Below are 20,208 nucleotides of genomic sequence, written 5' to 3'. Positions count from 1 at the left end.
GGCCCACGGGATCGCGGGCCCGAGCAGGCCCTCGGCGAGGTCGGCGCGGCCGTCGTAGACGCCGTCGACGAGCGCGGCGGCGTCGATCGCCCCGCGTGCGGCGGCCCGCACGCCCGGGTCGCTGAAGGGCCCGGCCGCGCAGTTGAGGTACAGCGTGCAGGTGCGGGGCATCGGGACCTCGGTGATCCGGTCCTCGTCCAGGAGCCCGGCCTGCGAGACGGGGATCGCCTCGACGACGTCGGACTCGCCCGAGCGCAGCCGCCCGGCCCGCGCGGTCCCGTCGGGCACGAACACCGCGTCGATCCCGGCCGCCCGCACTTCGCCGCCCCACCAGTCCTCGTTGCGGTCCAGGGTCGCCGAGACGGTGCCGTCGGCCGCGGTCAGCACGAACGCGCCGGTGCCCGCGCCGACGGGGTCGACGATCCCGTCGCGGTACGCCCGGGCCGCGAGGATCGACAGCTGCGGCGAGGAGAGGCGGTGGGGGAGCAGCGGATCGACCTCGCCGGTGGTCACCGTGACCGTGTTCCCCGTGACCGACACGGTCAGGTCGACGCCGTCGAGGATGCGCGGCTTCGGCGCGGCCTGCGCCGCCACGGTCAGCGAGTTCGCGACGGCCTCGGCCGTCAGGGCTGTCCCGTCGTGGAATGTCACATATTGCCGGACGGTGAAAGTCCACGACGCCCCGTCCTGGACCCATTCCTCGGCCAGCCACGGCAGCGCGTTCCCGTCCGCGTCGAGCACCACGAGGGTCTCGGCGGTGGCCCAGCGGGACAGCTTGAACGCGTCGTCGGTCAGCGGCGACAGGCCCGAGCGCGGCGGCTGCATCATGGCGACCCGGATGCGCCCGGCGGCCGATGCGCCCGGGTCGTCGGAGAAGCAGGCGGCCAGGCCGAGCAGCGGCGTCGCCGCGGCGGCGGCGAGAAGGGAGCGGCGGGAGACGGGCACGGGGACTCCAAAGGCGGGGACGGAACGGGGTGCGCCCGGAACCATACACAAATGAAAATCGTATTCATTAGCACTCGACTCGGGGTTTGTCCCGGGTCACATCCGCCCCGCCTCGTGAATAGGAGTCCTCGTCGGCCGCCGGAACCGTCGGACCCCTGTGTCACGGTCGTTGAACCGGGGGCCCGCGAATAAGACGGGTCGCCCAACGAATCGACTTCCCGCCGCCCCGGCCCCGGAACGGATACGCTTCCGCCCAGGCGAAAGGAGCACCATGGACCCGCACCCGGCGAACGGACGCCCCATCGAGGACTACGCCCTGCTCTCCGACCGCCACTCCGCCGCCCTCGTCTCCTCGGACGGCTCCATCGACTGGCTCTGCCGCCCCCGCTTCGACAGCCCCGCCGTCCTCGGCCGTCTCCTCGACCCCGACGCCGGCCACTGGTCCCTCCGCCCCACCGCGCCGTTCCGCACGGCGCGCGCCTACGTCGGCGACACCTTCGCCCTGCGCACCGAGTTCACCACCGGCACCGGCACCGCCGCCCTCACCGACGCCCTCGCGCTCGGCCCGGCCACCGACCACGGCCGCATCCGCCTCGGCGCCCAGGCCCCCATCGCCACCCTCCGCGTCCTCGAATGCACCGCAGGCGAACTCGAATTCGACTTCGCGTTCCGGCCCCGCCCCGAATTCGGCCTCGTCAGCCCCATCTTCACCACCATCCCCGGCGGCGTCCTCGCCACCGGCGGCCCCGCGAGCTTCGTCCTCACCAGCCCCGTCCCCCTCTCCTACGGCGAGGACGGCGCCACCACCCGCATCACGATCCACGAGGGACAGAAGCTTCACTTCGCCGTCCAGACCGCCGACCTCGCGCAAGTGCCGCCCGCCGCCTGGACCCCCGACGCGATCCAGGCCGCCCTCGACGAGACGATCCTCGGCTGGCAGGACTGGAACGACGCCCACCCGCCCTGGGCCGGCCCGAGCCCGAGCCTCGTCCAGCGCTCCGTCCTCGTCCTCGAAGCCCTCCGCTACCAGCCCACCGGCGCGATCGTCGCCGCCCCGACCACCTCGCTGCCCGAAGCGGTCGGCGCCGGCCGCAACTGGGACTACCGGTACGCGTGGGTCCGCGACGCCAGCTTCACCGTCCAGGCCCTCGCCGCCGCCGGCTGCCACGGCGAGGCCGTCGAGTTCTTCGAGTTCATGACCCGCGCCGCCGCCCACTACCAGCCCGAGAAGCCGCTCCAGATCATGTTCGGCATCGGCGGCGAGCACGACCTGTCCGAGCGCGAACTCGGCCACCTCGCCGGCTGGCGCGGCTCGCGCCCCGTCCGCGTCGGCAACGCCGCCTGGCTCCAGCCGCAACTCGACGTCTACGGCGAACTCCTCGACGCCGCATGGCATCTGCGCGGCCACCTCCAGGGGCTCGACGAGCCCGCGCGGCGCTTCCTCGCCGGGATCGCCGACGCCGCCGCCGACCAGTGGGAGCAGGCCGACCAGGGCATCTGGGAGTCCCGCGGCGAACCGCGCCACTACGTCTACTCCAAGCTCATGTGCTGGACCGCCCTCGACCGGGCCGTCAAGTTCGCCCACCGCCTCGACGCCGCCGACCGCGCCGGCGACTGGGCCGCCGCCCGCGACCGGGTCCGCGAGGCCATCGAGACGCAGGGCTGGAACCCGAAGATCGGCGCGTTCTGCGCCGCGTTCGGCGACGACGACCTCGACGCGGCTGTCCTGGCCATGCCCGCCTCCGGGTTCCTCCCCGCCGACGACCCCCGCCTCGTGTCCACCGTGGACGCCATCGACCGGCGGCTGCGCGACGAGCGGGGCCTGGTGCGCCGCTACGAGGCCGGCAGCGACGGACTCGACGGCGCCGAAGGCTCGTTCGTGATGTGCACGTTCTGGCTCGCCCAAGCCCTCGCGCTCACCGGCCGCCCCGACCGCGCCGCCGAGGCCTTCGACCTCGCCGCCTCCTGCGCCAACGACCTCGGGCTCCTGTCCGAGGAGATCGACACCGCCACCGGCGCGATGCTCGGGAACTTCCCGCAGGCGTTCAGCCACATCGGGCTCCTGAACGCCGCCGTCGCCATCCGCGACGCCCGCTGACCCTCGACGCCGCTCCCGCACCCGGCTACCCTCACAGCCGTGACGCTCTTGATGATCGACCTCGACAACACCCTCATCGACCGCGACGCGGGCTTCCGCACCGGCCTGGTCGCCATCCTGGCCGACCACGGCCTGCCCGCCGACCACGCCGACTGGATCATGCCCTTCGACGACCGCGGCTACGCGCCCCGGCCGGTCGTCGCCAAGGCCATGCTCGACCGCCTCGACCTCGACATCACCGAGGACGACCTCATCGAGGCCCTCTACCGCGGTTCCCGCGAGAACGCCCGCCTCGCCCCCGAGACCGCCGCCGCGATCGGCCGCGCTCGCGCCGACGGGCACCGCGTCGTCATCGTCACCAACGGGCCCGTCGCCGGCCAGGGCGAGAAGATCCGCAACGCCGGGCTCGACCGCCTCGTCGACGCCTCGATCGCCAGCGAGGCCGTGGGCGTCGACAAGCCCGAGCCCGCGATCTTCCACGCCGCCGCGGCCGCCGTCGGCGGGTCCCTCGACGACGCGTGGATGATCGGCGACCGCGACGACGCCGACATCCTCGGCGCCCACCGCCTCGGCGTCCCCAGCGTCTGGCTCCACCTCGGCCGCGACTGGGCCCCGGCCGACTACCGGCCCACCCACATCGCCGACTCGGTCGTCGACGCCATCGAGCACGCCGCGCACGTCTGAGGCCGCCCCGACTGTCGTGAACCCGTCCCACCGGGTTCTGAAAAGCCTTCAAAACGGGCGGTGCGGGAGGTTACGGTGACGGTCGAGCCGCGCCCACGACGCCGGCTCGGCAACACGGCAAGACTGAGGGGAGCGGCGACATGGCCGCGCACAAGGAACACACCGCGCACACGCACCGGCACGGCAAGGACTGCGGGCACACCGCGGTCCCGCACGGGGACCACACCGACTACATCCACGACGGGCACCGGCACCGCATCCACGGTGACCACGTCGACGAGTGCGAGGGCCCCGGCAAGAGCTGACCTGAACCGACGCACCGCGGATCGGCCGCGAGCGATGCTCGCGGCCGTTTCATGCTATGTGACGTACTACTACCCGGTAATGCGGTGGCATGTGACATGCCACCGGCCGGCTACGGCTGGGCCCACTTGCCCCGCACGTGGCTCAGGTGCAGCTCCATGACGTTCCGCGTCGCGGCGGGGTCGCGGGCCAGCAGGCACTCGACGAGTTCCAGGTGCTCGACCGCGGACTCCTCCAGTTCACCGAGCTCCAGCAGCGCCGTCAGGCCGTACAGGCGCGAGCGCAGCCGCAGGTTCCGGACCGTCTCGACCAGGGTCCCGTTGCCCGACAGCGACAGCAGTGCCAGGTGGAACCGCATGTCGGCCTCCACGTAGGCGAGCAGGTCCTCCTCGGCGGCGGCGTCGACGATCGCCTGCGCGAGCGGGCGCAGCGCCTCGATCGCGGCCGGGTCGGCGGCCTGGGCCAGCGCGACGACCGTGGGGATCTCGATGAGCTCGCGCAGGCGCGTGTACTCGTCGAGCCGCTCCTCCGAGACCGAGGTGACCCGGAACCCCTTGTTGGGCACCGGTTCCAGCAGCTCCTCCTTGACGAGGTCGAGCATGGCCTCGCGCACCGGCGTCGCGGAGACGCCGAACTGCTCGGCGAGCGCGGGGACGGAGTAGACGCGTCCGGGACTCAAGGTCCCGGCGATGATGGCGGCGCGCAGGGCCTCGCCGACGCGCTCCCGGTAGCTGGCGCGGCGGCCGTCCAGTTCGGGCAGGGTCAGCGGCGTGTCCGGCCGGGCGACTCGGGCGGGCATCGTGGCTCCTCAGTGCTATGTGACATGGCGGTCACCCAGTATGAGGCCCGGCCCCGGCGCCGGTCCTATCGCACCAGGCCCACCAGCGCCAGATACCCGCTGAGCTGCGCGGCCGCCTCCAGCATCGCCAGGCCCCGGCGCCGCAGCCGCCGCGCCCAGTCCTCAAGCGACGCGGCGAGCGCCTCGGTGCCGCCCGCGGTGCGCACCTGCTCGACGACCGCGGCGATGTGCTCCAGCGGGTAGCCGCCGCGGCGCAGGAGGTGGGCGAGCTCGGCGTCGCGCACATCGGCGGCGTCGAAGTGCCGGTACCCGGTGGCCCGGTCCCGCACGGGAGCGAGGATGCCGGCGTCCTCCCAGTTCCGCAGCGTCGCCGGGGTGACGCGCAGCCGGTACGCGAGCTCGCCGATGGTGAAGGGCGCCGAGGACTGCGACGGCTCGGGCACCGGCCCGCCGGTCAGGCGCCCGACCGAGGCGCGGACCGCGTCGAGCGTGGCACGGTCGCGCAGCAGCTGCTCGTGGCCGCGGTCGACGACCATGAGGACGTCGTCGACGTTCCCGTCGCCGACCGCGTGCATGACCTCGCCCGCGACCGCGTGCCCGTACGCGCGCACCAGTGCCAGGAACGCGCGCAGCGCCGCCGCGTGCACCTCGGTGTAGACCCGGTACCCGCTCGGGGTGCGCTCGGCGGGCGGGATGCACCCGTCGCGCTCGTAGTTGCGGACCGCCTGGGCCGACAGGCCGTGCTCCCGCGCGAGGTCCGAAGGCCGCAAGTTCACCATCGTTTGAGACTCTAGCGCACCGATCCGAGGCCAGATCCGGCCAGAGTCTCAACCGTTCTTTCAACGATACGTTTCAAGCCATGGAACACCGACACGTCATCAACGACGCCCATGAGCTGATCGGCCTCGGCGAGCCCGCCCACGGCGACACCGCGCTCGCCGACGCCCGCTTCGACCTGTTCACCCGCCTGGTCGAGGACGGCGTCCGCTCGATTGCCGTCGAATCCGACCGGGTCGCCGCCTTCGCCGCCGACGACTACGTCCAGGGCCGCGGCGGAACCCTCGACACCGCGATGAGCGAGGGCTTCACGCACGGCTTCGGCGCCTTCGCGGTCAACCGGCGCCTCATCGCGTGGATGCGCGAGTACAACGAGCACCGCGCCCCCGCCGACCGGGTCGCCTTCCACGGCATGGACGGCCCGTTCGAGTTCACCGCGGCCAGCCCCCGCGTCCACCTCGAACACGTCCGCGACCACCTCGGCCTCGACCTCGACCTGGCGCCGCTGGCCGGCGAGGAGGAGCAGTGGAGCCGCACCGAGGCCGTCACCGACCCCGCCGCCTCGCCCGGCGACACCCCCGGGGCCCACCGGCTCCGCGCCATCGCCGACGACCTCCACGCCGCGCTCTACACCCAAGCGCCGCAATCGATCGCCGCGACCGACCGCACCGCTTGGGACCGCGCCCGCATCCACGCGACCACCGCGCTCGGCCTGCTCCGCTACCACCGTCAAGCGGCGCAGCGCCTCGACGAGGCCGAACGCTGGAGCCGACTCTCCGGCGTCCGCGACGCCCTCATGGCCCAGAACCTCCTCGACATCCGCAACCTGGAAGACGGCCGAGGCCCGACCGCGGTGCTCGCCCACAACATCCACCTGCAACGCAACGAGAGCCGCATGGAGATGGCGGGCATGAACCTCACCTGGAACGGCACCGGCGCCATAATCGCCGCACTCCTGGGTCCCAAGTACCTCTTCATCGCCGGCGCCCTCGGCTCCGCCGCCCCGAAGGACCTCGGCGGCGCCGACGCCGTCCTGCACGCCGGAGACGGCGAGGCGACCCTGACCCCGGCGCCGGAAGCCCGGCCGCACCAGAGGTAAGGAGAGAGCGAAGGGCGGGAACGGCCCGAAGCCGTTCCCGCCCAGAAAGACTCACGCCGGGACGTCGGCCTCGGTCTTCGAGTCGCGCTTGTCCGCCTCGTCGAAGGACTCCTGCTCGGCGATGTCCCGCGCCAGGTGCGTGACCGACCGGTTGAACACCTCCCGGTCCTGCGGGTCCGCGAGGTTCCAGTCGTCCAGGTGCCGGTCGAGCCAGCGCTTCCAGGCCGTCACGAACAGCTCGAACTCCGCGCGCCCCCGCGGCGTCAGGCTCAAGTGCCCCGCGTCGACGGCCAGGAACCCCTCCCGGATCGCCTGCACGAACACCGGTTGCAGCACCTGCGGCGGCAGCCGGTGCGCCGCGGCGATCCGCGGCAGCGTCGCCTCGACCCCGGCGACCTGCCGCATGTAGACCTGCCGCAGCGCCCACGACCCGGCCCGGTCCAGGGCGCTCGCCCCGGACGCCGCCTCGTACACCTCGGTGTAGACGGTGCGCCGCTCGCGCCGCATCAGGTCGGCGACCATGCGCGCGAGCCGCTCCTCCGACGGCGAGGGGTCGGGGGCCGCGAAGCCCTCGCCCATGTCGTTCGCGCGGCCCCGCGCTGCGTCGTGCAGCGGCCGCTCCTGGAGGAACCACGCGACGACGAACCCGAGGAGCGCGATCGGCACGGTCCAGAAGAACACGAAGTTGATCGAGTCCGAATAGGCGTTCACGATCGGCGCGATCACGCTCTCGGGCAGCTCGTGCAGCGCGGCGGGGCTCGCCACGGTGTTCGGGTCGACGCCCGCCTCGGCGTACGCCGCCGCCAGCAGCGGCGTCGAGTGGTTGGTGAACAGCGTCCCGAAGATCGCCGTGCCGAACGTCGAACCGACGGTGCGGAAGAACGTCACGCCCGAGGTCGCCGCGCCCATCTGCGCGTACGGCACCGTGTTCTGGACGGCGATCGTCAGCACCTGCATCGCCAGGCCCAGCCCGATCCCGAAGACCAGCATGTACAGCGACTCCAGCCACACGCTCATCGCCCGGTCCATCGTGGACATCAAGTAGAGGCCGACGGCCATGGTCCCCGTCCCCAGGATCGGGAACATCTTGTACTTCCCGGTGCGGCTCACCACCGACCCCGACAGGATCGAGGTCGTCAGCATGCCCACGACCATCGGCAGCGTCCGGTACCCCGAGACCGTCGCCGAGACCCCGTCGACGTACTGGAGGTAGGTAGGCAGGTACGTCATCGCACCCAGCATCGCGAACCCCACGATGAAGCTCAGGATCGACGACACCGTGAACACCGGGTTCTTGAACAGCCACATCGGCAGGATCGGCTCCGCCGCGCGGTTCTCGATCAGCACGAACACCACCAGCGCCGCCACCGCGCCGGCGAACATGCCGAGGATCGTCAGCGAGTCCCACGCGTAGTCGTCCCCGCCCCACTCCAGCGCCAGGATCAGCAGCGAGGTGCCGATGGCGACGAAGATCAGCCCCCAGTAGTCGATGATCGGCTTCACCGCCGACCGCACCCGCGGGATCGTCGCCGCCGCCATCGCGATCATGACCACCGCGATCGGCACGTTCACGTAGAAGCACCACCGCCACGACAGGTGGTCGGTGAACAGCCCGCCCAGCGTCGGCCCCAGCACCGTCGTCACACCGAACACCGCGCCCATGGCGCCCTGGTACTTCCCGCGCTCGCGCAACGGGATCACGTCGGCGATGAGCGCCATCGCGGTGACCATGAGGCCGCCCGCGCCCAGGCCCTGGATCGCGCGCGCCACGATGAGGAACACCATGTCGTCGCTGAACCCCGCCAGGGCCGAACCGCCGACGAACACGACCGCGCTGATCTGGAAGATCGACTTGCGCCCGAACATGTCGCCGAACTTGCCCACGACCGCCGACGCGATCGCCTCCGCGAGCAGATAGGACGTGACCACCCACGCCATGTGTCCCGCCCCGCCGAGGTCGGCGACGATCGTCGGCAGCGCCGTCGACACGATCGTCTGGTCCAGCGCCGCCATGAGCATGCCGAGCATGATCGTGACGAACACGAGGTTCCTGCGGGACTTGCTCAATACCGGCGGCGCGGGCTCCGCTGCCGCCGCGCGCTCGGCGGTGTCGACAGTGCTCATAGGCGGAACGATAGCGGCAAATCATCCCATAATCTGCGGTTCCGGCGCTGGCCGCACGGCCTAAGATCGCTCCAGGCACAACCCTTGGAGGCCGGATGGAACTGGTGGCGATCCTGTTCGCCCTCACCGTGGGCGGACTGCTCCTGACCGCCGCCGCGGAGTGGATGCGCATCCCCGCACCGGTCCTCATCTGCCTCTACGGGCTCGCGCTCGGCCTCGTCCCCGGCATGCCCGCGCTCGACCTCGACCCCGAGCACCTCCTGCCGGTCCTGCTGCCGCCCCTGCTGTGGGCCGCGGCCCGCAAGTACTCCTGGCGCCACTTCGCCGCGAACTGGCGGCCGATCATCTTCCTCGCGGTCGTCCTCGTCTTCGTCACCGCCGCCGCGGTCGCCCTGCTGGCGGCGACGATCAGCCCGGCCCTGCCGCTGGCCGCCGCGGTCGTCCTCGGCGCGATCTGCGCCCCGCCCGACGCGGCCGCCGTCAGCGCCATCGCCGACCGCCTCGGCCTGCCCCGGCGCCTGGTCACCATCCTCGAAGGCGAGGGCCTGTTCAACGACGTCACCGCCCTGACCCTCTACAACGTCGCCGTCATCGGCGTCGTCACCGGCTCGGTCTCGGCGATGTGGTCGGTCGGCCTGTTCGCGTACTCCGCGGTCGCGGCCGTCGCGATCGGACTCGGCGTCGGCTGGATCCTCGTGAAACTCGGGTCGCTCGTGGACGACAGCCGGGTCGCGACCGCCCTGGGCCTCACCGGGCCCTACATCGCCTACCTGCTCGCCGACGGCGTCAGGGCCTCCGGCGTCCTCGCCGTCATCTGCGCCGCGTTCTACCTCGTGGCCCGCTCCAACGACCCCGACGACTACGAGGGCCGGCTCGTGCAGGGCTCGGTGTGGGAGGTCCTGGAGACCGCCCTGAACGCGCTCACCTTCGCGCTGGTCGGCATCGAGCTGGTCGACATCATCCAGGCCGTCGGCGACGGCGTCGCCGACCTGCTGTGGAAGGCGCTCGCGGTGGCCGGCGCCGTCATCGGCGTCCGCGCCCTGTGGCTCGGGCTCGCGATCGTCCTGGGGCGCACCGGCATCGGCTGGAAGCAGCTGGGGGAGCACCCGCGGCTGGCGGTCGTCACCGCCTGGGCGGGCATGCGCGGGGTGGTCACCATCGTCACCGCGCTGGCGATCCCGGAGACGGTCGCGGACGGCTCGCCGTTCCCCGGCCGCGAGCAGATCCAGTTCCTGTCGGTGGTCGTGGTCATCGCGACCCTCCTCGCGCAGGGCCTGACCCTGCCCGGCCTCATCGCGCTCCTCGGGGTCCGTGCCGACACCGCCAAGGAGACCGAGACCTTGCGCGCCATCATGATCGAGTCGGGGAAGGCCGCCACGCGGCGCCTGCGGCAGCTGCGCCAGGAGGGTGAGATCGACGACGAGGTCGCCGCCCGCATGGAGCAGTGGTACGACCGCCGCGCCGCACAGGTCGCCTCCCTCGTGGAGGACCGCGAGGACCCCGAGACCGAGCGGATGGTCGAGAAGTTCGACGCCATGCAGCGCATCGAGAGCGAGATGATCTCGGCCTCGACCGCGCGGCTGCTCCAGATGCGGTCCTCGCCCGGCAACGACCCGGCCCTCATCGACCAGGTCCTCGCCGCCCTCGACCACCGCGCCGTGGGCCGGCGCCGCAGCGCCTGAACCCACAGGGTGCCATGTGACATGTCACGTATTACCCGACCTGCGGGCCCCCAGTTCCACCCTGCCGCAGGGGTACGACAATGCGGATCCGCCGGTATGTCGCGGCCGGGCGCGGGGGCCGCCCGCGCTTAAGGTGGCGCTTGTGGAGAGACGAGACGCGAGCGCGGGCCGCCGGGCGGCGGCGGGAATGGTCGGGGCCGCGGCCCTGGCGCTGGCCCTGACCGGGTGCGGCGCTGGACAGCAGGCCGAGACCAGCAGGATGCAGACGGCCATTTCCGGGGTCGACGTGGACGCCGGGACCCTCGCCCTGCGCGACCTCCAGGTCGACTACGGCGACGGCGGCTTCTACCCCGAGGGCGGGCAGGCCCCGCTGCGGGTGTGGATCGGCAACCAGGGCGAAGAGACCGTGTTCCTGGAGTCGGTGTCGAGCCCCGACGCCGAGGCCGTCATCCTCGCCGCCGAGGTCGTCGCCGTCGAGGACGAGGCGTCCGAAAGCCCCGAGGCCGACGAAGCCTCGGAGAGTCCCGAGGCCGACGACGCTTCCGCGAGCCCGAGCGCCGAGGGGTCGGCGACCCCCGGCGAGGACGCCTCCGCGTCCGCCGAAGGCGAAGAGGTCGTCGCCGAGATCGTCGGCGAGTCCGTGTTCACCGTCGAGATCCCCCCGGGCGACTACGTGCGCCTGACCCCCACGACCGGGTCGTTCCTGCTCCTGGACGGGCTCAACGAGGACCTCGGCATGGGCTCGCGCGTCGAGCTCGAATTCGCGTTCTCCAACGGCGAGAACGTCACCATCACCGTCCCCATGGGCGTCCCCGACACCGCCGGCGACCGCTCCTACTTCGGCGACCCGCACGAGCCCGCCGCCGAATAGCAGCGGCGACAACGGCCTCGACTGCAACGGCCTCAACGACAACGACAACGGCCACGAACAGGACGGCGGTCCCGCGGCAGCGGGGCCGCCGTTCGCGTTCACCTCGACGAGGACCCCGGCAGCTGCATGATCAGCACCGTGAGGTCGTCGCTGCGCATGTAGCCCCCGCCCTGGAAGTCCGCCTTGAGCTTGCGGTGCAGCCGGTCGGGGTCGCGGATGCCCGAGGCGATGTGGGCGTTGACCATCGACACCAGCGGAAACGTCTGCCCGTCGGCGTTGCGGCCCTCGATGAACCCGTCGGTGTAGGCGATGATCACGTCCCCGGGCATGAGCGCGGCCTCCCGGACCTCCGTGCGCTGCAACCCGAAGTCGGTCAACCCCAGCGGCGGCATCGGCCGCGCCGCGATCGGCTCGGCCGACCCGCGCACCAGCAGCGGCGGCGGATGCCCGCACAGGACCACCCGGATCGTGTCGTGCCGCGGGGTGATCTCGATGAGCACCGCCGTCGCGAACGACTGCTCCCACTCGTCGCGCCCCCGGTTGTGCAGCCGCACCCGCCGCTCCATGCGCGCGGTCAGCGTCGCCAGGTCCGGGTCGTCCAGCGCCCGCTCCCGGAACGTCCCCAGCAGCGCCTCCGTCAAATGCACCGTGTTCAGCCCGTGCCCCTGGACGTCGCCGACGACCGCCCTGATCCCCGCATCGGTCTCCTGCACGTCGAAGAAGTCCCCGCCCACCAGCCCCGGACTGCCGTCGTGCGTCCGGTACGCCACCGCCACCTTCACCCCTCCCACTGTCGGAGGCAGGTCGGGCAGGATCGCGCCCTGCACCGTCTCGGCGACCAGCGTCATGTCCAGCAGCCGCATCACGATCCGGTTCCTCACCCACGCCAGGATCGTGCACAGCACCCCGACCGCGATGATCGGCGGCAGGTCGGTCCACGAGCTCTGCGGATAGGGGAGGACCCCCAGGGCCTCGCCCCCGCACGAGACGATCGCGATGACCGCCAGCGTCGCGACCGTGGTCGCGATCGGCCCGTTCACCAGCGCGGTGAACGCCGGCAGGAACACCAGCGCGTAGTCGGCGAACTGCTCCATCGAGGGGACGACCAGCGCCAGCGGCACGGTCGCGGCCAGCAGGATGATCGGCAGCAGCCGCAGCGTCAGCGCCGAGGCGGGGTGGCCCGAGGCGATCCGGTCCCACGGCGTGTCCGGCATGACGTAGGACCGGATGTAGCCCTGCATGTCCGTCGGCTTGGCCCCCCGCTTCATGCCGAGAGCGTAGCCAGAACGGACGTGTCAGAAGTTCTCAACAGGGAAAACGGACGGCGGCGGCGCTGGGAGCCGCCGCCGCCGTCCGCCCCATGGTCTCAGGAGGCGTTCGCCTGGACGGCGTCGATGGCCTCGCGCAGCCGCTGCTCCTCCTCCGAGGAGAGGTTCGTCTGGAGCAGGCGCCCCTGGTACTGGCCGCCGAGCTCCTGGACGACCTTGTCCTCGGTCGCTGAGACGACCAGCAGGACCAGCGCGGCCGAACCCGGCGCGAGCTCGGTCCCCAGCTCCTTCATGAACGAGTCGTCCACGCCGATGTCGGTGAGCGCGCCGCCCGCGGCCCCCGCGGCCGCGCCGACCGCCATGCCCAGCAGCGGGGCGAAGAACAGCAGGCCGATCAGGCCGCCCCACAGGGCGCCGCCCGCGGCGCTGACGCCGACGAGGGACGTCGACTGGTGGAGCTTGACCTTGCCGTCCTCGCGGCGTTCGACCACCACCGCGTCGGCGAGCTTGACCAGCTCGCGCTTCTGCATGTCGGCGAGTTTGCCCAGGACCGTCTGGGCGGTGGGGACGTCCGGGTAGGCCACGGCGATGAGTTTGCTCATGGGCGCCTTCCTTCCTGCTGGGCCGCCGGCGGCGGCTTCTCGGGCCGATTCTGGCCCCCGCGCCGAGCCGTGTCCGCCGATCGGACGGAATTACCGGATCAGGTGACGCCCGTCGCCCCTCCGGCCACACTGATCCCACGATGCGCCGCCGCTTCCCGCGTTTCGGGACCGGCGGTTGACGTTCATCTTCAACCTGTCTATATTTCCCATAGATTTGGTAGAGATATGTGCCCGGTTACCGTCTCGGAAGGCAACCCCGTGAAAACCCTCGTCCTCCTTGGAATCGTCGGCCTGGTCGCTCAGCTCGTCGACGGCAGCCTCGGCATGGCCTACGGCGTCACGTCGACCACCCTGCTCCTGGCCATCGGCACCAACCCCGCCTCCGCCTCGGCCACCGTCCACCTCGCCGAGATCGGCACCACCCTCGCCTCCGGCGCCAGCCACTGGCGCTTCGGCAACGTCGACTGGAAGGTCGTCCTCAAGATCGGCATCCCCGGCGCCGTCGGCGCCTTCGCCGGCGCCACCTTCCTGTCCTGGCTCTCCACCGAGATCGCCGCCCCCGTCATGTCGATCATCCTGCTCGGCCTCGGCCTCTACCTGCTCATCCGCTTCACCCTCCGCGGCCTCGACAGCCGCAACCTCGGCAAGCCCCTGCGCAAGCGCTTCCTCACCCCGCTCGGCCTCGTCGGCGGCTTCCTCGACGCCACCGGCGGCGGGGGCTGGGGCCCGGTCGGCACGCCCGCGCTCCTGGCCAGCGGCCGCATCGAGCCCCGCAAGGTCATCGGCTCGATCGACACCTCCGAGTTCCTGGTCGCGCTGGCCGCTTCCCTGGGCTTCCTGTTCGCGCTCGGCAGCCAGGGCGTCGACTTCGCGTGGGTCGGCGTGCTGCTCCTCGGCGGCCTGATCGCCGCCCCGATCGCGGCCTGGCTGGTGCGCCACATCCCGCCGCGCGTCCTCGGCTCGGCCGTCGGCGGCGTCATCATCCTCACCAACGTCCGCACGCTGCTGCGCTCGGACTGGATCGGCGCCTCCGACACCGCGCAGATCATCGCCTACATCGCCATCGCCCTGGTGTGGATCGCGGCCGTCTGGTACTCGGTGCGCCGCCACCTCGCCGAGCGCGACGTGGGCGCCCCCGTCCTCGACAAGGCGAACAACCCGACCGCCGACCAGGACGAGCCGGCCGCCGAGACCGCCTGAGGCGCCCCGACGGCGTCGCTTCAACGGCAACGTCGTTTCAACGGCATCGTCAAGCCGCGACGGGCCCGCACCCGCCCGGGTGCGGGCCCGCTCCGCGTCCCCCCGCACCCCTCGACCGTCCCTATTGGATTTGGGGGACGACCTGGGGCCCGCACTCCAGTAGCATGTTCCCTCAACGTGGCCGCCGATGGACCGCTGGAGGCACTGTGACGCTGTTCTACCAGGCAGTACTCCGCGACAGCGGGCAACGGCTCGGCCCGCGCCTGCGGCGGTGCTTCGCCGCGTGGGCCGGCGTCGAGGACGACGGGTCGCCGCTCGTCGAGCGCTCCCGCGGCCGCACCCGCGTCACCCTGGCCGACACCGGGGTCTGCGGCCGCTACACCCTCGACGAACCCACCGGCCGGGGGCGCCTGCGCACCACCGCGACCTGGGCCGAGGGCCGCAAGGCCGACCGCAACTGGGTCCTGGTCACCGTCGAAGGCGACCTGTCCGAGACCGCCGAGTCCGTCCGCGCCCCCGGCTTCGTGGCCGACTACCTCGCGACCGGCCGCGCCACCGACGGCGCCGTCCCGGTCGAGGCCGGCGCCCACCTCGTCGGCCCCGAAGAGGTCAAGGACCTCACCGGGCGCCTCGCCCACCGCTCCCGGACCGTCCCGCTCATCGTCCTCACCGTCGACCGCGGCGACCCGGCCGCGGCCGTCGCCTGCGCCGACCACCTCGCCGAGGCCCTCGCCGGCGTCGCCTCCGTCGTCCGCCTCTACGACACCAGGACCCAGGAGGACCTCAACTCCTGGCTCGGCCCCGACCTCTCCGTCTTCGGCGGCGGCCTGCGCACCTACCTGCCGGGCGTGCGCCCCGGCGAGGAGTCCTACGCGATGCGCCACCAGCCGCGGGGCGGCAGCGCCATCCGCGAGCACGGCACCCGCGCGCTCGACGTCGTCGTCACCGGCGTCGTCGAGCTCTCGGTGCACCGCCAGGTCCCCGCCGACATCCGCCAGACCGAGCAGCGCGTCGCCCGCGTCCTCTCCGGCGCCCTCGAACCCGCCGCGCTCCACGCCGCCCCGCCCAGCCCCGCCGCCATCGCCGTCCCGCGCCCGCCCAAGGCCCCCAAGCAGCCCGCGCCGGCCAAAGTGGAAGCACCCCAACCGGTCCCCGAACCGATTCCCGAACCGGAACCGGTGGCTTCCGAACCGGAACCGGTACAGGCGGCCCCCGAACCCGAACCGCCCGACCCCGCGCCCGCGGACGACGGCTCCGGCCGCCTCGCCGCCGGGATCGCCGAACGCCTCGCCGACCACCTCGACAACGCCGTCCTCGAAGCGCTCGTCGACATGGCCCGCGGCGGCGACTCCGAGACCACCGCCCTCATCAAGACCATGTCCGCGCACCTCGAAGCCCTCACCCGCGCCGTCGAGACCACCGGCCTCCTGGGCCGGCGCGGCAGGGGCGACGACCTCGAACGCCTCCGCCGCGAACACGACCAGCTGGAGCTCGACTACGTCGAACTCCAAGAGCACGAACGCAAGGCGCAGGACCGCATCCGCTGGCTCGAAGGCCGCCTCGCCGAGCACGCCGACCCCGTCTACGGCGTCCAGGACGAGGGCCCCGAAGGCCCCTTCGACGCCGAGAGCCTCATGGACGTCGTCCAGCGCGCCCGCAAGCAGCTGCGCCGCCTCGACCTGCCCGACAGCCTCGACACCGAGGTCTCCCGCCTCGACGTCACCTACCCGCGCCAGCGCCGCCGCTGGACCGCCAAGGCCTGGGACGCCCTCCGCGCCCTCGACGCCTACGCCTCCGCCCGCGCCGAGGACCGCTTCACCGGCGGCTTCTACGACTGGTGCTCCCGCCCCCTCCCCGGGGAGCCGCACATCATCCCGACCATGGTGTCCATGAAGGAGTCCGACTCGGTCTCGGGCAACCCCAAGTACTACCGGGCGCGCCTGTTCCGCGTCCCCGCCGAGATCGACCCGTCCGGGCGCGTCTACATGCCCGCGCACATCAAGCTCCAGCCCATCGGCTCGCCCGCGCCGCGCATGCACTTCCTCGACGACGCCGGCGGCGCCACCGGGAAGGTGTGGATCGGCTACCTCGGCGACCACCTCCCCAACACCCGCACCAACTGAACGGACCGGCGACCCCGCGAGGTGCGGTGCTCCCGTAGGCTCGGGGTGAACCCGGGAGGAGCGCCGATGGACTTCATGAGCCGCAACGCGAGGTGGATCGCCCTCACGGCGGTCCTCGTGATCATGGCCCCGTTCCTCGCATGGGGCCTCAACGCCCTGTTCGCGGTCGACACCTTCCTCGTGGCCGTGATCCTGCTGCTGCTCATCGTGGTGGCCGTCGTCCTCCTGGCCCGGTCGCAGAACGACGAGGAGTGAACATGGGACGAAGGAGCCACCGCCTCTTCGCCCGCTGGTACCCCAAAGCCGCCCAGTCCCTAGAGGACCGCGGCCTCGGCGAGCAGCGGGCGCGGCTCCTGGCAGGACTCAGCGGACGGGTGCTGGAGGTCGGAGCCGGCCACGGCGCCAACTTCACGCACTATCCCGGCGCCGTGACCGAACTGGTCGCGGTCGAACCCGAAGAGGCCCTGCGGGACCTTGCCCGCGAGCGGGCCGAGGAGCTCGGCCTCAAAGCCACCGTCCTCGAAGGACAGGCCGAGCAGCTGTCGTTCGAGAACGACTCCTTCGACGCGGTCGTCACCACCCTGGTGCTGTGCTCCGTCGAGGACCAGGCGCTCGCGCTCGCCGAGATCCACCGCGTGCTCAAACCCGGCGGGCGCCTCGTCCTCCTGGAGCACGTCGCCTCCGCCAACCGGAACATCCGCGCGCTCGAATACCTCTTCGACGTCGTGGTCTGGTCGCACGTCTTCGGCGGCTGCCACACCTCGCGCGACACCGGCGCCGCCCTCACCGCCGCCGGCTTCGACACCGACGGCCTCGAAGCGAAGCGGCTCCCGTTCCTGCCCTACCCCCTCAAGGTCAGCCCCCACCTCGCCGGCGAGGCCCGCAAGCCCGCCTAGCGCACACCGGTCCGACCGGACGGCGCTGCGCCGCCTGATCCTGATTCGCGGGCGGCCCCCTCGGACCCGAGGGCGGCCGCCCGGTTCGCCGCACGGTCCAGTGGAGACGGCGCACGGCCTACCGCCCGATGCGCCCGTAGGCCTCCAGCGTCCTGAGTCTCGCGAAGGTCAGGTACCCGCCCCATTCGTGGGCGACGACCGGCGTCCACATCTCGAAGTTCGGCGCCCATCCGCCGTCCCCGCCCTGGTCGTCGATGAGCCGGTCCAGGTGCAGGTCGATCTCCTCGTCGCTGAACAGCCCGCGCGCCAGCGAGTCCGGTGCCGGTGCGAGGTCGAGGGGGGAGTGGACGTGCCCGGGCGCGTCCGGGTCGAGGGCGGCCGCGCCGCGCAGCGGGGACCGCAGCCGCTCGAACTCGGCCTTCGCCCGATCGCGGTCGGGGACGCGCTCCAGGAAGTTCAGGATGCACAGCGCGTCGTACGCCCCGACCTCGCCGGTCTCCCCGATCGCCTTCCAGCAGAACTCGGTCGCCGCCCCCAGCCACGGGTGGTCGACGCCGTGCGCGTGGAGGAGGCCCGCGATCGGCGCGGTCGGGTTGAGCGCCGCGGGCGGCTTCTCGCCCTGCGGCTGCCACCAGGGCCCGCGCTCGTCGTCGAGGACGCTCGGCAGCACCCACGGCACGCCCCCGTCCTCAGTGGTGTGCGACTCCAGCCAGTCGCAGGCGCGCAGGAGCATCGGCTCATCCGCGTGGGCGATGCCCTCGACCATCCACAAGGCGATCTCCGCGCCCTGCGGCTGCGAGCCCGAGCCGCGCAGGTCCGGTTCGATCGCGTTCCCGAAGCCGCCGTCGAGGTTCTGGTAGGCCGCGACGGCGTTGCGCACCAGTTCCCCCGGCGCGCCCCCGAACGCGTGCGCGAACCTGAGCCGGTCGACGAGCCTGGCGTGGAGGTCCAGGTACCGCGCGGCGGCGGCGAACGCGTCTTCGCTGAGCGTCTTCATGCACTTGCCCCTTCGTCGGTTGCGGGCGTCCGACCGTACCGGCAGGGTGCGACAAGAATCTGAGGCGCTTCAGCCCATCGCCCGCTCGAAGGCCGCGTAGACCTCGTCGTTGAGCAGCACGAACCGCAGGTCGTCCACTTCGGTCGCGGCCGCGCGCACCGTATCCACGGCGATCTGCGCGGCCGAGTCGGCAGGCCAGCCGTATACCCCCGCCGAGACCGCCGGAAACGCCACCGACGCCGCCCCCAGCTCGCCGGCGACCCGCAGCGACTCGCGGTAGCAGGACGCCAGGAGCGCGCTGCGGTCCTCGGCCCCGGTGTAGACCGGGCCGACGGTGTGGATCACCCAGAGGGCGTCGAGGCGCCCGGCCGTGGTCGCGACGGCCTGCCCGGTCGGCAGGCCGTCCTTGTACCGGGAGGCGCGCAGCGCCCGGCACTCCTCCAGGATCGCGGGCCCGCCCGCCCGGTGGATCGCCCCGTCGACACCGCCGCCGCCCAGGAGCGAGGAGTTCGCGGCGTTGACGATCGCGTCGACGCTCTGGCGGGTGATGTCGCCCTTGAGGATCGTGATGCCCATGCCCGCATTCAAGCACGCGCCCCGCCCGGGGCGCGGCCCTGGCCGAAACACGTCCAGTGGCCCGCGCGGTCGGTAGCGTTCTAGGTCAGAGGCGGTGTTGCGCAATCGTCACGCCCGCGGACCCGCGACCGGAGCCGATGAAGCCATATAGAGCCATGTACAACCGAATAAAACCAAGTGAAACGGAGGTGAAACAACATGTTCGTGGAAGAGCGCCAGCAGCGCATCGCCGAACGTGCGCGCACCGAGGGCCGGGTGGACGCGGCCGCCCTCGCCGCGTCCTTCGAGGTCACCACCGAGACCATCCGCCGCGACCTCGCCGCCGACCTGGAGGCCGCCGACCTGAAAGTGGTGCGCGCATGATCGTCACGGTCACCGCCAACCCGAGCCTCGACCGCACCATCGCGGTCGAAGTGCTCCGGCGCGGCGAGGTCCACCGGGCCTCCTCCGACCGGGTCGACCCCGGCGGCAAGGGCGTCAACGTCTCCCGCGCGCTCGTCGCCAACGGCCACGCCACCCGCGCGGTCCTCACCACCGGCGGCCACGCCGGGTCCGAACTCCTCGACCTCCTCGGCGAGGCCGGCGTCCACGTCGAGGAAGTGCCCGTCTCCCAAGGGGTCCGCTCGAACCTGACCATCGCCGAGGCCGACGGGACGGTCACCAAGCTCAACGAGTCCGGGCCCGCCCTGCGGCCCGAAGAGGTCGAAGAGCTCCTGACCGCCGCCATCGCCCCGACCCTCGACCGGCGCGCGTCCTGGATCGCCGGGTGCGGGAGCCTCCCGCCCGGCGTCGGCCCCGACTTCTACGCCGTCCTCGTCGAACGCACCCACCAGGCCGGCGCCCGCGCCGCCGTCGACACCTCCGGCCCGGCCCTCGCCGCGAGCCTCCGCGCCCGGCCCGACCTCGTCAAACCCAACCGCGACGAGCTCGCCGAAGCCGCGCACGCCGCAATCACCACCCTCGGCGACGCCGTCGAAGCCGCCGAGGCACTCCGATCCCAAGGCGCGCAAGCGGTCCTGGTCAGCCTCGGCGCCGACGGCGCGATCCTCGTCGACGCCGACGGCGTCCACCACGCCGAGGCGCCCCTCGCCGGGCCCGTCGCCAGCACCGTCGGCGCCGGCGACGCCTCCCTCGCGGGCTTCCTCGCCGCCGGAGGCGCCGGAC

20 protein-coding genes are annotated in these 20,208 nt (G+C 72.4%); 12 read left to right on the top strand and 8 right to left on the bottom strand.

All coding sequences use genetic code 11. From position 1 onward, the window contains the following. A partial coding sequence (locus tag DI269_RS19125) for an ABC transporter substrate-binding protein (protein WP_408612309.1) occupies window positions 1–990 on the bottom strand: 990 nt, incomplete at its 3' end. Window positions 991–1,216: 226 nt separating this feature from the next. Here DI269_RS19125 and DI269_RS19120 point away from each other — a divergent pair. From DI269_RS19120 to DI269_RS27220, 3 genes are all read left to right on the top strand, one after another. Further along, entirely contained in the window at window positions 1,217–3,043 is a 1,827-nt protein-coding gene (locus DI269_RS19120; RefSeq protein ID WP_112138772.1) for a glycoside hydrolase family 15 protein, read from the top strand. 39 nt (window positions 3,044–3,082) lie between these two features. Continuing rightward, window positions 3,083–3,727: an HAD family hydrolase gene (locus DI269_RS19115; RefSeq protein ID WP_198667556.1), complete on the top strand. Its 645-nt coding sequence runs from the start codon at window positions 3,083–3,085 to the stop codon at window positions 3,725–3,727. Window positions 3,728–3,867: 140 nt separating this feature from the next. Then, complete coding sequence (locus DI269_RS27220; RefSeq protein ID WP_157975091.1) at window positions 3,868–4,032, top strand: hypothetical protein; 165 nt, start codon at window positions 3,868–3,870, stop codon at window positions 4,030–4,032. Between the two features lie 110 nt (window positions 4,033–4,142). Here the strand turns inward: DI269_RS27220 and DI269_RS19110 are convergent, their stop codons facing one another. Together DI269_RS19110 and DI269_RS19105 are read right to left on the bottom strand one after the other, a co-directional pair. Further along, window positions 4,143–4,829: a GntR family transcriptional regulator gene (locus tag DI269_RS19110; protein WP_112138770.1), complete on the bottom strand. Its 687-nt coding sequence runs from the start codon at window positions 4,827–4,829 to the stop codon at window positions 4,143–4,145. A 65-nt stretch (window positions 4,830–4,894) separates the two neighbouring features. After that, window positions 4,895–5,608, bottom strand: coding sequence for a TioE family transcriptional regulator (locus tag DI269_RS19105; protein WP_112138768.1), 714 nt, complete (start codon window positions 5,606–5,608; stop codon window positions 4,895–4,897). A gap of 80 nt (window positions 5,609–5,688) precedes the next feature. On the opposite strand from DI269_RS19105, the gene DI269_RS19100 reads away from it, so the two are divergent. Beyond that, the gene (locus DI269_RS19100) at window positions 5,689–6,705 is read left to right on the top strand and encodes an erythromycin esterase family protein (protein ID WP_112138766.1); all 1,017 of its coding nucleotides are present in this window, start codon (window positions 5,689–5,691) and stop codon (window positions 6,703–6,705) included. Between the two features lie 51 nt (window positions 6,706–6,756). Here DI269_RS19100 and DI269_RS19095 read toward each other — a convergent pair whose 3' ends face one another. Continuing rightward, a complete protein-coding gene (locus DI269_RS19095; RefSeq protein ID WP_112138764.1) occupies window positions 6,757–8,829 on the bottom strand; it encodes an MDR family MFS transporter in 2,073 nt (690 codons plus the stop codon). Between the two features lie 95 nt (window positions 8,830–8,924). Between DI269_RS19095 and DI269_RS19090 the strand changes: the two genes are divergently transcribed. Both DI269_RS19090 and DI269_RS19085 read left to right on the top strand, forming a co-directional pair. Beyond that, window positions 8,925–10,511, top strand: coding sequence for a cation:proton antiporter (locus DI269_RS19090; protein ID WP_112138762.1), 1,587 nt, complete (start codon window positions 8,925–8,927; stop codon window positions 10,509–10,511). A 142-nt stretch (window positions 10,512–10,653) separates the two neighbouring features. Continuing rightward, a complete protein-coding gene (locus DI269_RS19085; RefSeq protein WP_157975090.1) occupies window positions 10,654–11,382 on the top strand; it encodes a hypothetical protein in 729 nt (242 codons plus the stop codon). Between the two features lie 98 nt (window positions 11,383–11,480). Here DI269_RS19085 and DI269_RS19080 read toward each other — a convergent pair whose 3' ends face one another. Continuing rightward, window positions 11,481–12,650: a PP2C family protein-serine/threonine phosphatase gene (locus tag DI269_RS19080; RefSeq protein ID WP_112138758.1), complete on the bottom strand. Its 1,170-nt coding sequence runs from the start codon at window positions 12,648–12,650 to the stop codon at window positions 11,481–11,483. Between the two features lie 98 nt (window positions 12,651–12,748). Next, window positions 12,749–13,252 (bottom strand): DUF1269 domain-containing protein, encoded by a 504-nt coding sequence (locus DI269_RS19075; RefSeq protein WP_112138756.1) that lies wholly within the window; start codon window positions 13,250–13,252, stop codon window positions 12,749–12,751. Window positions 13,253–13,510: 258 nt separating this feature from the next. Between DI269_RS19075 and DI269_RS19070 the strand changes: the two genes are divergently transcribed. The 4 genes from DI269_RS19070 to DI269_RS19060 all read left to right on the top strand — a co-directional run bounded on the left by DI269_RS19070 (window position 13,511) and on the right by DI269_RS19060 (window position 17,471). Next, window positions 13,511–14,452 (top strand): sulfite exporter TauE/SafE family protein, encoded by a 942-nt coding sequence (locus DI269_RS19070; protein ID WP_112138754.1) that lies wholly within the window; start codon window positions 13,511–13,513, stop codon window positions 14,450–14,452. A gap of 206 nt (window positions 14,453–14,658) precedes the next feature. Next, window positions 14,659–16,575, top strand: a complete 1,917-nt coding sequence (locus DI269_RS27215) for a hypothetical protein (RefSeq protein WP_157975089.1) — start codon at window positions 14,659–14,661, stop codon at window positions 16,573–16,575. Between the two features lie 66 nt (window positions 16,576–16,641). Then, window positions 16,642–16,830, top strand: coding sequence for a hypothetical protein (locus tag DI269_RS27210; RefSeq protein ID WP_157975088.1), 189 nt, complete (start codon window positions 16,642–16,644; stop codon window positions 16,828–16,830). Between the two features lie 2 nt (window positions 16,831–16,832). Further along, window positions 16,833–17,471: a class I SAM-dependent methyltransferase gene (locus tag DI269_RS19060; protein ID WP_157975087.1), complete on the top strand. Its 639-nt coding sequence runs from the start codon at window positions 16,833–16,835 to the stop codon at window positions 17,469–17,471. Between the two features lie 118 nt (window positions 17,472–17,589). Here DI269_RS19060 and DI269_RS19055 read toward each other — a convergent pair whose 3' ends face one another. Further along, window positions 17,590–18,468 (bottom strand): hypothetical protein, encoded by an 879-nt coding sequence (locus DI269_RS19055; protein ID WP_112138750.1) that lies wholly within the window; start codon window positions 18,466–18,468, stop codon window positions 17,590–17,592. Between the two features lie 69 nt (window positions 18,469–18,537). Next, the gene (locus tag DI269_RS19050) at window positions 18,538–19,044 is read right to left on the bottom strand and encodes an O-acetyl-ADP-ribose deacetylase (RefSeq protein ID WP_112138748.1); all 507 of its coding nucleotides are present in this window, start codon (window positions 19,042–19,044) and stop codon (window positions 18,538–18,540) included. Between the two features lie 198 nt (window positions 19,045–19,242). Here DI269_RS19050 and DI269_RS19045 point away from each other — a divergent pair, with 198 nt between their 5' ends. Together DI269_RS19045 and DI269_RS19040 are read left to right on the top strand one after the other, a co-directional pair. Beyond that, window positions 19,243–19,407 (top strand): DeoR family transcriptional regulator, encoded by a 165-nt coding sequence (locus tag DI269_RS19045; RefSeq protein WP_112138746.1) that lies wholly within the window; start codon window positions 19,243–19,245, stop codon window positions 19,405–19,407. Then, a partial coding sequence (locus DI269_RS19040) for a 1-phosphofructokinase family hexose kinase (protein WP_112138744.1) occupies window positions 19,404–20,208 on the top strand: 805 nt, incomplete at its 3' end. The genes DI269_RS19045 and DI269_RS19040, both read left to right, overlap by 4 nt.

This window comes from Glycomyces dulcitolivorans, from assembly GCF_003265355.1.
GTDB lineage: Bacteria > Actinomycetota > Actinomycetes > Mycobacteriales > Micromonosporaceae > Glycomyces > Glycomyces dulcitolivorans.
The sequence above is the reverse complement of the archived record's forward strand: the minus strand, read 5'-3'. Positions and strand labels throughout refer to the sequence as shown.